This is a genomic window from Waltera sp., assembly GCF_046969025.1.
GTDB lineage: Bacteria > Bacillota > Clostridia > Lachnospirales > Lachnospiraceae > Acetatifactor > Acetatifactor acetigignens.
Genome location: NZ_JBKVQF010000022.1, coordinates 13,647 through 28,101 on the forward strand (window position 1 = coordinate 13,647; position 14,455 = coordinate 28,101).

Genomic DNA, 14,455 nt, shown 5'->3' on the forward strand with positions numbered 1-14,455 from the left:
ATGAGAAACAAGAGAATATCGATAAAAAAAGTCATTTTTTACATATGTCTGCTGGGATTGATTATTCTTTTGGTCATGCCCATACTGTGGGCTATGTTGCTTTCATTAAAGACAAATAATGAGATTGTCAACAGTCCGCTTTCTTTGCCGCAGACAATAAGCTTTGAAAATTATCAGCGTGCGATCGATACTATTGATTTTTCCAGAATGTATTTTAACACGATTTTACTGGTAGTAATATCTACTTTTTTCAGTATTTTATTTACTTTTATGAGTTCGTTCGCAATTGCCAGAATGGTTTTTCGAAACCATAAGGCATCGGAAACATTGTATCTGTTCCTGCTGGTCGGGATTGGCATTCCTATTTATGTGCTACTGTTTCCGGTATATCGGATTGATTCATTGATGGGAATCCTTGGAACCCGTTTGGGACTGATCCTGCCGTATGTTGCAGTGAACATCTCGTTCAATACCTTACTGTTTACCGGATTTTTGAGAGATATCCCCGGAGAATTGGAAGAAGCAGCAATTATCGACGGCTGCAATCTTTTTAAGCTGTGTACCAAAGTAGTGATTCCGGTCATGAAACCGACGTTCGTGACGATCATTATTTTTAATGCAGTTTATATTTACAATGAGTTCCCATTTGCATCAACCTTTATTCAGAATAATGCCTTAAACACCGTGTCGTTAATGACATCTATGTTTAAAGGACAATATTCCATGGATTACAGTGGGATCATTGCAGCGAGTCTGATGATCATGCTTCCTGAATTGGTATTTTATGTCATTTTGCAGAAGTATATTATAAGTGGTATGACTGCAGGAGCAGTGAAAGGATAAGAAAATGAGAGAAATCGTAAGGCCATCCCTACATTTTACACCACAGAAAGGCTGGATCAATGATCCTAATGGCTTGGTGTTTTTTAAAGGACAATATCATTTATTTTATCAGTATAATCCGTACCATGATAACTGGGACAGTATGCACTGGGGGCATGCGGTAAGCCGGGACCTGATACACTGGGAAGAATTGGAACCGGCACTGGTCCCCGATATGCCATATGATAACGATAAAAACGGCGGATGTTTTTCCGGATCAGTTGTTGTACATGATGATCAGCTATTTTTATTCTATACAGGAAGAACGGAAGATGAAACCGGTATTTTTGAGACGCAAAATCTTGCAGTGTCGAAGGATGGGATACATTTCGTAAAGGCAGAAGAAAACCCGCTGATAAAAGAAGTCCCGGAAAAGGGAGGAAGAGATTTTCGAGATCCCAAGGTGTTTTTCGCACAAGGGAAATGGAGAATGATCTGCGGAGGATCCACCGGAAGAATTGAACATCCGGACAGCCGCGGAAGAATTTATCTTTTCTCTTCTACCGATCTGTACCATTGGGCGTATAGCGGAATTTTGTACGAAGCAGAGCCCGGTGAGGGCAGAATGTTTGAATGTCCGGATGCCTTCTGCCTTGATGATGTCTGGTTTTTGACAACTTCGCCGATGTATGAAAAAGACAGTGTAACGACGCTGTATCTGTCCGGACAGATGGATTTTGACAAATGTGAATTCCATAAAGAGATAAGCGGAACTTTGGATCTTGGAACTCATTATTATGCAGCACAGACATATCCGGTATTGCATGGGGAAATACGGTCTGTTGCCTGGCTGGGCGGCTGGCTGTGGATGCCCTGGATCCGGGATTTCGGTCCGGAGGAAGGGTATCGTGGAATACTGGATGTATCACGAGTGTGGTATTTAGATGATAACAGGCGTTTGTGCGCAAAAGTGGCTGATAAAGTGAAAGCTGAGATGAGGCTCTTCAGCAGAACATTGGAAAAACATTGGGCCGGTGAAAACATACTACCGCAAAGTCAGCCGGTTATGGTAGAACTGAAGGGAAAGCTGCCGGGAGATGGAGAGTTATTGTGTATTGATCTATATGATACAGATAGACATACCGTGACAATATGCTTTGATTCTACAAATAAAGAAATGACCGTGAATTATAACCGTGCAGACAGAGCCTCTAGATATGGTATACGGACTGTGCCCTGTGAAATGATGGAAAAAGAAACAGATATTGATATCCTCATAGACGGAAATACTTTTACATTATTGTGGGAGCATGGTTTGTATCGCTATACAGGAAAATTATACCCACAAGGAAATATAGGCGTAGATATAAAATATAGGGCAAAACGGCATTATGATATTACCTCTCTGGGAGAGATATTGATTGATTTTACCGGAAAAAAAGAGAGTGAAAGACAAACTTTGTCTTATACACAAAATCCGGGAGGTGCACCTGCTAATGTTGTGGTTGCGGCACAACGGCTGGGTGCCCAAACAGCATTTATCGGAAAAATAGGAGAAGACTTCCTGGGTGATTTCTTAAAGGAAACCTTGGATAAATGCGGTGTTTCAACCGAAGGATTAATAAGTGATGCAGACTATTTTACAACACTTGCTTTTGTTAAACTGGCAGATAACGGAGAACGAAATTTTGCGTTTGCCAGAAAACCCGGAGCAGATATCGGACTGAAGGCTGAGGAAGTACGGAAAGATATCATCTGCCAAAGCCGTATTCTTCATGTAGGCTCTTTGTCGTTAACTGATGAAATATCCAGAAATGCAGAGCTTATTGCATTAAAAGCTGCGAAAAATAATGGAACGATTATTTCTTATGATCCGAATTACAGAGCCAGTTTATGGGATTCACAGGAAGAAGCCTGTAAATGGATGAGAAGTATTTTAGAATATGCAGATATCGTTAAAGTATCAGAAGAAGAGATTGAGCTATTAACAGGTTATACGGATGTTCGGAAAGCAGCAGAGAGCATAACAGAGTATGGTGCAAAAATAGTACTCATTACTTTAGGCGAAAAAGGATCGTTTGTATATCTGCAGGATCAGCAGGAAGCATATGTTCCAGGCTATTCCAGCAAAGTTGTGGATACCACCGGTGCTGGAGATTCTTTTATGGGAGGCTTTTTATATAAGATTTGTGAATCCGGTAAGCGTATAGAAGAATATTCTTTACAGGAAATGATAGAATGTGTCCGCTTTGGAAATGCGGTGGCTTCCCTATGTGTTGAGAGAGAAGGAGCAATACCTGCGATGCCTGTAATGGAAGAAGTAATTAAGAGGATCAATAGCTAACATAATCCGATCGATGGACAGTAAGAAGGAGCAACTCTGCAGTGCCGGGAGCTGCTCCTTTTTGATATAATATATTGTCCGGAATATGCTTGCTTTTCACATAAATCATTGTCATAATAGGTGTGTTATAAAGAGATTGGAGAAATATAGAAATGTTATTAGATGTTTTAGGATTACTGTCAGCCTGTTCGTATGCTTTGGACTGTGTGGAGGCAGAACTGGTACATGTGTCTGACAAACATGCGAAGCGTGTGGCATACATGAGTGTCTGCATGGCAGAGCAGATGGGGATCAGCGATGAGAGCCTGCAGGATCTGGCAGCATGTGCCCTGTTGCATGATAATGCACTGACACAGTATATTCAGGAAGAATTACATAAGGATGTTGCAAATGTTCCGCAAGCTTCTCAGGTAGGAATTCACTGTACCCTGGGTGAAAAAAATATACAGAGACTTCCCTTCCATACGGATGTGAAGAATGTAATTCTGTATCACCATGAAAATGCCAATGGGAGTGGACCGTTTGGAAAAACATGGGAAGAGATTCCGCTTTTTTCCCGCATCATTCATTTAAGCGATCTGTTGGACCGGGCGTACGGTGCAAAGGGCTTCACGGAGGATATTTTCAATAAAGCTTGTGGATATCTTCACAAAAACGAAGGAACCGTTGTGGACAAGGAATGTGTGGATGCTTTCCTGCAGGCGTTTCCCCTGCCGCATTTTCTGACACTGGGAGAGGATAGCTTTGAGAAAACTCTGTGGGAGAAAATCCCCCGCATCAAACAGGAGCTAAGCTTCGCACAGATCAAGGAACTGGCCCGTTTTTTTGCACAGATCGTTGATTACAAGTCACCCTTTACCAGCACCCATTCCATTGGTGTGGCGGAGGATGCGGAGCGCCTAAGCCGCTATATGGGCTTTGATGAAGAGACCGTGCAGAAAATGTACCTGGCGGGCGCTTTACATGATATCGGAAAAGTGGCGGTAGGTAATGAGATCCTGGAGAAGCCGGGAAGGCTTACGGAGGACGAATTTGCTGTGATGAAACATCATGCGGCATATACCTATTATATTCTGTCAGGCGTAGATGATTTTGACGAGATCCGCGACTGGGCGGCATTCCACCATGAGCGGCTGGACGGAACCGGATATCCTTTCGGGAAGACCGCCGCAGAACTGAACACGCAGGAGCGCATGATGGCCTGTATAGACATCTATCAGGCACTGACGGAAAGTCGTCCCTATAAACAGGGCATGCCTCACGAAAAAGCTTGTGAGATCCTGTGGGATATGGCGAATAAGGGCTGGCTGGATGAAACGATTGTGAAACAGGTCGAGGATTGCTTTCGGGGATAAAAGATGTGAGGGCGATTATTGCAGGATTAATATGACGCAGATATAGGGAAGGTATAAAGATATGGACAACTTTATAGAAGCTTTGTATGGACAACCGGAAGGAACTATTCCGGAGGAGTATGATTGGTTTGCTCCGCTGTTGGGTGATTGGGAGTTTGATTATAAAGATAAGTTTATAGATGGTGATCATAACAGGCCACAGCGTCAATTAAAGGGAGAGTGGATCTATAGGCGGGTATTGAACGGGATAGGCATTGAAGATATGTTCATATGTCCTTCCAGAGCAACGAGGGAGACTTCTCCACAGCCGGATGGTGAGTATGGTGTTGGACTCAGAATATATAATTCAAAGACCCATTGTTATGATATGGTATATGCATGCAAGAGTAAATTTACAAATTTGTGTTTTACCATGGAAAATGGAATATTGACGGGAACTGTTCTGGAAAATCCCAATCGAAAATGGCGATTTGTGGAAAGAAATGAAAATACATTTCATTGGCAGAATATTACCATTCAGGAGAATGGTGACATTACTGTAAATTGTGAGGTTTTCGGGAAAAGAAAAAGCGAGGAAGCGTAAAACATGAACGTTATAGACATTATGAAGCGCCCTGCGGCCTATGCCAGTGGCTATGAAAATATCCCGGGAGAGGAACAGAACCGGGCAAAACAGCTTTGCTGGGAATATAACCGGACAGCTCCGAAGGAACAGCAGAAGCGGCGGGAAATCTTACAGGAGCTTTTGGGGACCTGTCATCCGATGACAGGCATTGAACCGGATTTTCACTGCGATTACGGATTTAATATTCATACCCACGGACTTACAGTCATCAATTATAACTGTGTCATTCTGGATACCTCACCCGTCAATATCGGTGCGGGTGCATTTATCGCGCCCGGCGTCTGTCTGGCCTGCTCCGGACATGCGGTTGACCTGGGACAGCGCAGTCAGGGAATCGGTACTTCTGCACCCATCACGCTGGAAGAAAATGTATGGATCGGGGCGAATACCACAGTCTGCGGCGGTGTGACTATCGGAGCAGGATCTGTGATCGGCGCCGGAAGTGTAGTCACTCATGATATTCCGGCGGGAGTGATTGCAGCAGGCGTTCCCTGCCGGGTGATCCGTCCCATTACGGAGAAAGATAAGATCCGGCCGGAGGACATTCTTTTCTAAAAAAGATGACGATAGCCCCACTCTTATGTTATTATGGTGGAAAATAATACAAAGGAGTGGGGAGAATATGTTTACAAAAAGGAGTTGGGAATCCTTTTATTCCGGTCTCGTTATGGTGGGACTGGTATTTATGGTGTTCCCGGTTATTTATTTCTGCGGTGCGACAAAGGAGAAGCAGATCCTGCCGCCGCTTATCATGTTTCTGCTAGGTCTGGTGATCTTCGTGATTAGTGTTCACTTTTCTGTCAAATACCACAAGGAGAAAACGAAATACACCAAGTATAAGATCGACAAATCTCTGACCTACACATTCACCTTAACTTACGGGGATAAGGTGGAGACCGTCACGGATTTTTCCCAGATCGAATATGCCATCAAGTGGCTGGCGAAATACCGGACGGGCCATGTGGAGATCGCAGTCACGCCTACTATGGGAAGCCTGAAAAAGTTCTACATCTGCTACACCGACAAAGATCCGTACATTCACATGCTGATCGAGCAGGAGAGAGAAGACGGCGTGGGATATTGGGAAGAACGGGGAGATTCTTACAAGATTCCCATTATGACACTCGAGCGGCTCTATGTGAAACATAAGATGATTTCGTTTGATTACCTGAACCGCAGGGAGACTGGTGTGGATGCAAGGGAGGGACTGATCTTATGATGCAGCGTTGGCGGGAAAAATTAAAATACATAGAGGCTGGTCTGATCGTTACCTCACTTATCATGTTTGTAGTATCCTTATTTGTGGATTATGAAAATACCGGATTAGAGGCTGCGATACTTATCATCGGAACGGCGGTAATTTCTGTTATAGCAGAGAAAATCAATAAAAAAGAAATCGAGAAAATGAAACGCCAGGAAGAGGAAGAACTGAAAGATATTATCTGAGAATAAATCCTGTTTCCCAAAGGAAGAATGATTGACACGGAGGTTAGTGAGTGCTAACCTTAGGAAGAGATTTTGAAAACTTTGGGAGTGACAATATATGGATCTGGCATTCTGGCTGGCGATTGCAGCAGCGATCCTGTGCGTTGCTGTCGCCATTTACGGTGAAAGTAAAAAGGATAAAAAATAGGGAAAAGAATGACACTTCAGCAATTAAAGTATGTAATAACGGTAGCAGAGACCGGCACCATCACGGAAGCAGCCAACAGGCTGTATGTTTCACAGCCCAGTTTAACCAACGCGATCCACGAGTTGGAAAAGGAAATGAATATTGTTATTTTCAACCGGACCAACAAGGGGATCACGCTTTCCAAAGAGGGAGATGACTTTTTGGGATATGCGAGACAGGTGCTGGAGCAGGCGGCGATCCTTGAGGATAAATACAAGGGAAATCCCGGGGGCAAAAAACAGTTCTGCGTATCCACCCAGCATTATTCCTTTGCCGTCAACGCATTCGTGGACCTGATCAAACAGTACGGGCAGGAAGAATACGATTTCAGCCTGCGGGAGACACAGACCTATGAGATCATAGAAGATGTGGCGCGTCTGCGCAGCGAGATCGGAATCCTGTTTTTGAATGATTTCAATGAAGCGGTACTCAGCAAGCTGTTGAAATCCCATGATCTGGAATTCCACCAGTTGTTTGTTGCCAGTCCCCATGTATTTATCAGCAGAAAACATCCGCTGGCGGGTAACAGCATAATTACGAACGAAGAACTGGAAGAATACCCGTACCTGTCTTTTGAACAGGGAGAGCACAATTCCTTTTATTTTTCAGAGGAAATCTTCTCTGATTTTGAACGCAGGAAAAATATCCGTGTGCGGGACAGAGCGACACTGTTCAATCTGCTGATCGGCCTGAACGGTTACACCGTGTGCAGCGGCGTGATCGATAAAAAATTAAACGGAAAAGATATTATCGCCGTGCCACTGGCAGATGAGAGTGACATGCGGATCGGTTATATCACACACAGAAAAGGAATGCTCAGCAGACTGGGTACTACCTACCTGGAAGCACTGCAGAAGTATTTAGGATGAATGGGTTGTCCATAGCTTTAAACTATGGACAACCCTTATTTTTACGTATTTTGCGGATTTCATCATTTCTCTTATAATGAGGACAATTCAAAAAACGACAAAGAAATGGAGAGAATGACAATGAGCAATTTACAGACACCTTTTCGCTATGATTTCGTAGGAAGTTTTTTAAGACCGGAGAAGTTGAAGAAAGCAAGAAGACAGTTCAATGAAGGAAAGATCGATGCTGCGGCACTGAAGAAAGTGGAAGATGAAGCCATCACAGAGCTTGTGAGCAAGATCAAAGAGCTGGGCTATCATGTGATCACAGACGGTGAATTCCGCAGAGCCACCTGGCATCTGGATTTCATGTGGGGATTCGACGGCATCGGCCATACCCCTACCAAGACGGGACTTCCGTTCCACGGCGAGGCGGCCATGGTGGATGATACCTATATTGTAGGCAAGATCGGACTGACCGGGGAGCATCCTTTTGTAGATCATTTCCGGTTTGTAAAAGCATTAGAGGATGAAAATACCGTAGCAAAGCAGACCATACCTTCTCCCGCCCAGTTTCTGGCACAGTTTACCATGCCCTTTAACCGAGGCTGCACAGAGAAGCATTATCCGAATGAGCAGGAACTGGTAAATGACATCGTGGCGGCCTACGGAAAAGTGATCGATGATCTCTATGCGGCAGGATGCCGGAACTTACAGCTGGATGACTGCACCTGGGGCATGTTCGCAGACAAGATCGGTCATACCCTGTACGGAACCACCAGAGAGGGAATTGTGGAGTTCCAGAAAGCCCACAAGGATATTAACAATAAGGTGATCGCCAATGCACCGAAGGATATGATCATCAACACCCATGTATGCCGCGGTAATTTCCATTCCACCTACGCAAGCGAGGGTGCCTATGATTCCGTAGCGGATATCCTGTTCGGAGAAGAGGATGTGAATGCCTATTTCCTGGAGTTTGATGATGAGAGATCCGGCGGTTTCGCACCTTTGGCCAAGGTATCCGGGGAGAAAAAGGTCGTTCTGGGACTGATCACTACCAAGTCTCCCGTACTGGAGGACAAACAGCTTGTCATTGACAGAATCCATGATGCGGCAAAATACATTCCACTGGAAAGATTATACTTAAGCCCCCAGTGCGGATTTGCTTCCTGCGAGATCGGCAACAAGCTGACCGAGGAAGAACAGTGGGCAAAACTCCGACTTGTGAAAGAGGTGGCGGAGGAAGTCTGGGGAAAATAAATAAACGTGGTTCCGGCGATTACCAGAGAGGTGGTCGCCGGAATTTTAATTATATTCAATTGTCTCATTTTTCTGGATAGGCTATAATATACCTATGGTTATCCCTGTTTAACATTTTCTAAATGGGGATTTTTGAAATATTTTGAATATGAAAAATAATACGGAGGAAGCAGAAACATGAATAAACAAACAGCCCATTACCATCTTCCCGGTCTGTTTGAATTCTATGAATTATACAGAATGTTCCTGCCGTTGTTTCGGGAGCATCGAGAATATTTTTACGACTGGTGCGACATCGGTTCCATCTACGGGGCCCCGCCGGACTGCATCTGGGGAGGCGGCCGGGTCTCACTGGAGGATCACGACGCAGGAGAAGTGCTGGCACTGTTACAGGAATACGGGATCTCAGCCCGTCTGACCTTCAGCAATTCAAAGCTTATCGAAGAACATCTTTCCGACAGAAAATGCAATGAACTCTGTGCCCTGTTTGCGGAAAATACAGAGCCGAAAAACGGCGTGATCGTCCATTCGGAACTGCTGTTACAGTATTTGAAAAGTCATTATCCGCAACTTTATCTGATATCCTCCACCACAAAAGTACTGACGGATTTTGAAGCGTTAAAAAAGGAAACAGACAGAGAAGATTTTCGCTACGTCGTACCGGATTTCCGCCTGAACAAGGCTTATGAAAAATTAAATACGCTGACAGAATCACAGAAAGACAAAGTGGAGTTTTTGTGCAATGAGTGCTGCTATTTTGGCTGCAAGGACAGGAAGGAATGCTACGAAGCCGTCAGCCGCAGGAATCTGGGAGAGGAGCCGGATTTTAGTTGTACCTCACCGGGGGCGGAGGAGGGCTATCGTTTCTCCAAAGTTATGAAAAATCCCGGATTTATCAGTGTGGGAGATATTCAGAAGATCTATCTGCCTATGGGATTTTCCAATTATAAGATCGAGGGCCGAGGACTGGGCAGTGCACTGGTTCTGGAATTTTTACTGTATTATATGACGAAACCGGAGTACCAGCTGCAGGTCAGAGAAGAAATCTATCTGGACAATATGCTGGATCTGTTTTAATAAATGAAATCAAAAGATGAGGAATGCTGTCATGGAAAATGCTGTCATGGAATACGAAACCAATGAACCAAAGCATATCAAAGTAAGAGGTGCAAAGGTTCATAACCTGAAAAATATAGATGTGGATGTTCCCCTACACAAAATCGTGGGGATCGCCGGGGTATCCGGTTCGGGGAAATCTTCGCTGGCATTGGGTGTCCTCTATGCAGAGGGCTCCAGACGTTATCTGGAATCCCTGTCCACGTATACGAGAAGACGCATGACAGGTGCGGCGAAAGCACAGGTAGATGAAGTACTCTATGTTCCTGCGGCGCTGGCATTGCATCAGCGCCCCGGAATTCCCGGGATCCGCAGTACCTTTGGAACCGGAACGGAGCTTTTGAACAGTCTGCGTCTGATGTATTCCAGACTGGCATCCCACCGCTGCCCCAACGGACATTATGTGCCGCCGACCCTGAAAGTAGCGGCGGAGCAGGAGATCCTGTGCCCGGAATGCGGAGCAAAGGTGCATGCTCCCAGTGCAGAAGAACTGGCATTCAATTCCCAGGGAGCCTGTCCGAAGTGCGGTGGTACGGGAAGTGTGCGGACCGTGGATCTGGATTCTCTGGTGCCGGATGATTCCCTAAGCATTGATGAGGGAGCGGTAGCACCCTGGAACAGCCTCATGTGGTCATTGATGACGGATGTCTGCCGGGAAATGGGAGTGCGGACAGATGTACCCTTCCGAGAACTGACAGACCGGGAAAAAGAGATCGTTTATCACGGACCCGCGGAGAAGAAACATATTTTCTATAAGGCGAAGAAGACCAATCAGGCGGGAGAACTGGACTTTACGTATTTTAATGCGGTATACACGGTAGAGAATGCTCTGGCAAAGGTAAAAGATGAAAAGGGCATGAAACGTGTGGAAAAATTCTTAAAGGAGGATATCTGCCCGGAATGCGGCGGCAGCAGACTTTCGGAAGCTGCCAGAGCACCGAGACTTAGGGGGATAGGGCTGGCACAGGCCTGCCAGATGCCCCTGAAAGAATTGGTGGACTGGGTAGCGGGAGTGCCGGATTCTCTGCCGGAAGAGATGCACCCCATGGCGGAATCCATCTGTGAATCTTTCCAGACTGTGGCGAAAAGGCTGATGGATCTGGGACTTTCTTATTTGTCTCTGGACCGTGCGGCAGCCTCCCTGTCCACTGGGGAAAGACAGCGGATGCAGCTGGCCCGGGCGGTGCGAAACCGTACCACCGGGGTACTCTATGTGCTGGACGAGCCCTCCATCGGTCTGCATCCTTCGAATATCGTGGGACTGAATGCCGTGATGCATGATCTAATTGCTGATGGCAATTCCATCATTTTGGTAGATCATGATACCCAGATATTATCCGAAGCGGACTGGCTGATCGAGATGGGACCGGAAGCCGGTGCCGGAGGCGGCTATGTGATCACACAGGGTACGATTCCACAGGTAATCGCAAAAAAAGAGTCCATGATCGGTCCTTTTCTGGCGCAGACTGCGGATATGCGTATCCGTAAGCCCATCACCCGGGAGGAAATATTTGCACCGGGAAAGCTTCATTTGTCCACAGATGCCATCCATACGGTAAAACCTCTGGAAATAGATATTCCCAAAGGAAGACTTACGGTCGTTACCGGTGTCTCCGGCTCCGGGAAGACCACCATGGTGCTGGAAAGCCTGATTCCCGGACTGGAAGCAAAGTTAAACGGCGAACATTTGCCCGGCCATGTAAAAAGTATCACCGCAGAGGGCATCGCCCATGTAAAACTGATCGATGCATCCCCCATCGGCATCAATGTGCGGTCCACGGTGGCTACTTATGCCAATGTGCATGACGAACTGCGGAAGATCTATGCGAAAACCGCGGATGCAAAAAATAAGAAATATAAGGCGGGAGATTTTTCTTACAATACCGGAAAATTAAGATGCCCGGTCTGCGACGGCACCGGACAGATCAGTCTGGACGTGCAGTTTCTGCCGGATGTGGATGTGCCCTGCCCGGAGTGCGGTGGTTCCCGCTATGCCAGAGAAGCATGGGACATCTGCTATGAGAACAAACGGGGGAAACGTTATTCTCTGCCGCAGATGATGGAGATGGATGTAACGACGGCATTGCAGGCGACAGAGGATTGGAAAGTCGTGCATCAGCGGCTGGAAGTCCTGAAAAATCTGGGACTGGGATATCTGACTCTGGGAGAAGAGACACCCAGCCTTTCCGGCGGGGAAGCCCAGCGGCTGAAGCTGGCCAGTGAACTGGGCAGAGGACAATCAGATTCCGTATTTGTATTCGACGAACCGACGATCGGACTGCATCCGTTAGATGTACAGACCCTGTTGCAGGTATTTCAGACGCTGGTAGACAATGGGGCAACGGTACTTGTCATTGAACATGATCTGGATGTGATCCGCAATGCCGATTACATCATTGATATGGGACCCGGTGGCGGAGAAGATGGCGGCAGAGTCGTTGCCGTGGGAACTCCGGAGCAGATCAAGGCAGATGCCGACAGCATTACGGGAAAATATCTGTAAAAAATCAAAAACCCGGATACGGCAGAGGCATCCGCTCACCGTACCTGGGTTTAAAAAACTGATTTTTACAGAATCACCTGCTCCAGCTTCTCACGGAAGTCTGCTTCGGACATGGCACCGACGAAGTTGGCCACGGGTTGTCCGTCTCTGAAGATCACAAAATTCGGAATGCTTGCCACGCGGTACTTCTGGGCGATGGTCATGTTCTCATCCACATTGATCTTGCCGACCTTTACTTTTCCCTCGTAAGCTTCTGCCAGCTTTGCCACGGTAGGAGCCATCATCTTGCAGGGATTGCACCAGTCTGCGTAGAAATCTACCAGAACGGGCAGAGGGGAGTTCAGAACTTCTTCCTCAAAATTAGCAACGGTAAACGTATATTCCATAAGTATCCTTCCTTTCTGTTATCTGTTGTTGATAGTATCTCAAAAATAAGATTCTATATTCGGGGCCTTATCTGTAAATAATATATTTGCAGATGGGATTGCCAACGGAGGAAAACTTTTCCTCGTATTCGGTCATGACGTTCCCCTCCATCAGCGCGGCATCGTTATGCAGATCGTAGGTGATCACCTGCGCTTTCCATCCGGCGGGCTCCAGTTCCTCTACTGCAAAATCAAACAACGGGCGGTTATCCGTCTTGAATTCCAGCGTACCCTCTTTTTTCAGGATCACATCATAGCGGGCCAGAAACTGTCTCGAAGGAAGTCTTCTCTTCGCATGACGGTCCTTGGGCCAGGGATCGGAGAAATTCAGATAAATGCGGTCCACTTCACCTTTTCCGAATACCTTATCGATGTCTTCTGCATCCATACGGATGAATTTCAGGTTGGGAAGCTCGTCCTCTTCCATTTTCTGGATCGCGCGGAGCAATACGCTGGAATATTTTTCAATTCCCACATAATTAATCTGCGGATTCTGCTTTGCAAGGGTATGTAGGAAACGTCCTTTTCCCATACCGATCTCAATATGGATCGGATGATCGTTTCCGAAAATCTCATGCCAGGTTCCGGGGCATGCTTCCAGGGTATCTTCCGGTACGACATAGGGACTTTCCGCAATAACTTCCCGGGAACCGGTAATATTTCGTAACCTCATGGTAATCTCAGCCTTTCTTATAGTAATCTGTATTGTCAATGTACTTTATCTGAGAAAGCTTGTCAAGTCACAGGCCGGGGGATTATACTGGCAGTAGGAGGAGAAAATTTATGAAATGGATGATTGCATCGGATATTCACGGATCGGCATATTACTGTCGAAAACTGTTGGAAGCATATACGGAGGAAGGGGCCGACAGGCTGCTTTTACTGGGGGATATTTTATACCACGGCCCCAGAAATGATCTGCCCAGAGATTATGCGCCCAAGGAAGTGATCGCTTTATTGAACGAGCGGAAAAATGATATCTACTGTGTACGCGGTAATTGCGATACGGAGGTGGATCAGATGGTGCTGGAATTTCCGGTGCTGAGTGATTATTGTGTACTTGCGGAAGGGACGCAGGCAATCTATGCCACCCATGGACATATCTATAATGAGCAGAAACTGCCGCCATTGCATTCCGGAGATATTTTACTGCACGGTCATACTCATGTGCCGAAATGCGTTGTTCATGAGACAGAGCAGTATATCTGCATGAATCCGGGGTCCGTGTCGATTCCCAAGGAAGAAAGCTGGCACGGATACATGATCTGGGAAGGCAAAAATTTTGTGTGGAAAGACTTCGACGGACAGGAACATTTACGGTATTCCGTATAGAGAATGACAGCGTTCGCAGAAGGTCTTAAAAAGAATTAAAAAATAGAGATAAGACTTTGGTTTTTAGGTAAAATGGTGTATGATAAAGAATGCGCATTATCATACACCATTTTATTTTGAAGATATCAGGAAGGATTTATACATGCAGTT

The 14,455-nt window shown here is 45.9% G+C and carries 14 protein-coding genes; 12 read left to right on the forward strand and 2 right to left on the reverse strand.

Features of this window, described 5'->3' with window-relative positions; translation table 11 throughout:
- The 11 genes from ACLTOH_RS11840 to ACLTOH_RS11890 all read left to right on the forward strand — a co-directional run bounded on the left by ACLTOH_RS11840 (window position 1) and on the right by ACLTOH_RS11890 (window position 12,548).
- Window positions 1-843, forward strand: coding sequence for a carbohydrate ABC transporter permease (locus ACLTOH_RS11840; protein WP_118669494.1), 843 nt, complete (start codon window positions 1-3; stop codon window positions 841-843).
- 4 nt (window positions 844-847) lie between these two features.
- On the forward strand, window positions 848-3,166 hold the full coding sequence (locus ACLTOH_RS11845; protein ID WP_337418332.1) for a PfkB family carbohydrate kinase: 2,319 nt from the start codon (window positions 848-850) through the stop codon (window positions 3,164-3,166).
- Window positions 3,167-3,318: 152 nt separating this feature from the next.
- Window positions 3,319-4,521 carry an HD-GYP domain-containing protein gene (locus ACLTOH_RS11850; RefSeq protein WP_337418334.1) on the forward strand — a complete coding sequence of 401 codons (1,203 nt, stop codon included), beginning with the start codon at window positions 3,319-3,321 and terminating at the stop codon, window positions 4,519-4,521.
- A 61-nt stretch (window positions 4,522-4,582) separates the two neighbouring features.
- The gene (locus ACLTOH_RS11855) at window positions 4,583-5,104 is read left to right on the forward strand and encodes a hypothetical protein (RefSeq protein WP_412224162.1); all 522 of its coding nucleotides are present in this window, start codon (window positions 4,583-4,585) and stop codon (window positions 5,102-5,104) included.
- A 3-nt stretch (window positions 5,105-5,107) separates the two neighbouring features.
- Window positions 5,108-5,701 carry a maltose acetyltransferase domain-containing protein gene (locus tag ACLTOH_RS11860; protein ID WP_227733527.1) on the forward strand — a complete coding sequence of 198 codons (594 nt, stop codon included), beginning with the start codon at window positions 5,108-5,110 and terminating at the stop codon, window positions 5,699-5,701.
- Between the two features lie 67 nt (window positions 5,702-5,768).
- Window positions 5,769-6,365: a hypothetical protein gene (locus ACLTOH_RS11865; protein WP_262594072.1), complete on the forward strand. Its 597-nt coding sequence runs from the start codon at window positions 5,769-5,771 to the stop codon at window positions 6,363-6,365.
- A complete protein-coding gene (locus ACLTOH_RS11870; RefSeq protein ID WP_337545669.1) occupies window positions 6,362-6,592 on the forward strand; it encodes a hypothetical protein in 231 nt (76 codons plus the stop codon). Before ACLTOH_RS11865 ends, ACLTOH_RS11870 begins: the two co-directional genes overlap by 4 nt.
- A gap of 195 nt (window positions 6,593-6,787) precedes the next feature.
- Complete coding sequence (locus ACLTOH_RS11875) at window positions 6,788-7,687, forward strand: LysR family transcriptional regulator (protein WP_022313155.1); 900 nt, start codon at window positions 6,788-6,790, stop codon at window positions 7,685-7,687.
- Between the two features lie 120 nt (window positions 7,688-7,807).
- Window positions 7,808-8,929 (forward strand): 5-methyltetrahydropteroyltriglutamate--homocysteine S-methyltransferase, encoded by a 1,122-nt coding sequence (locus tag ACLTOH_RS11880; RefSeq protein WP_118539042.1) that lies wholly within the window; start codon window positions 7,808-7,810, stop codon window positions 8,927-8,929.
- 177 nt (window positions 8,930-9,106) lie between these two features.
- On the forward strand, window positions 9,107-10,006 hold the full coding sequence (locus ACLTOH_RS11885; protein WP_412123962.1) for a hypothetical protein: 900 nt from the start codon (window positions 9,107-9,109) through the stop codon (window positions 10,004-10,006).
- 46 nt (window positions 10,007-10,052) lie between these two features.
- Window positions 10,053-12,548, forward strand: coding sequence for an excinuclease ABC subunit UvrA (locus ACLTOH_RS11890; protein WP_412224169.1), 2,496 nt, complete (start codon window positions 10,053-10,055; stop codon window positions 12,546-12,548).
- A gap of 65 nt (window positions 12,549-12,613) precedes the next feature.
- Here ACLTOH_RS11890 and trxA read toward each other — a convergent pair whose 3' ends face one another.
- Entirely contained in the window at window positions 12,614-12,934 is a 321-nt protein-coding gene (gene trxA / locus ACLTOH_RS11895; RefSeq protein ID WP_022312646.1) for a thioredoxin, read from the reverse strand.
- A 67-nt stretch (window positions 12,935-13,001) separates the two neighbouring features.
- Window positions 13,002-13,646 (reverse strand): tRNA (guanosine(46)-N7)-methyltransferase TrmB, encoded by a 645-nt coding sequence (gene trmB / locus ACLTOH_RS11900; RefSeq protein ID WP_022312647.1) that lies wholly within the window; start codon window positions 13,644-13,646, stop codon window positions 13,002-13,004.
- A 110-nt stretch (window positions 13,647-13,756) separates the two neighbouring features.
- On the opposite strand from trmB, the gene yfcE reads away from it, so the two are divergent.
- The gene (gene yfcE / locus ACLTOH_RS11905) at window positions 13,757-14,305 is read left to right on the forward strand and encodes a phosphodiesterase (protein ID WP_022312648.1); all 549 of its coding nucleotides are present in this window, start codon (window positions 13,757-13,759) and stop codon (window positions 14,303-14,305) included.
- Window positions 14,306-14,455: the final 150 nt, after the last annotated feature.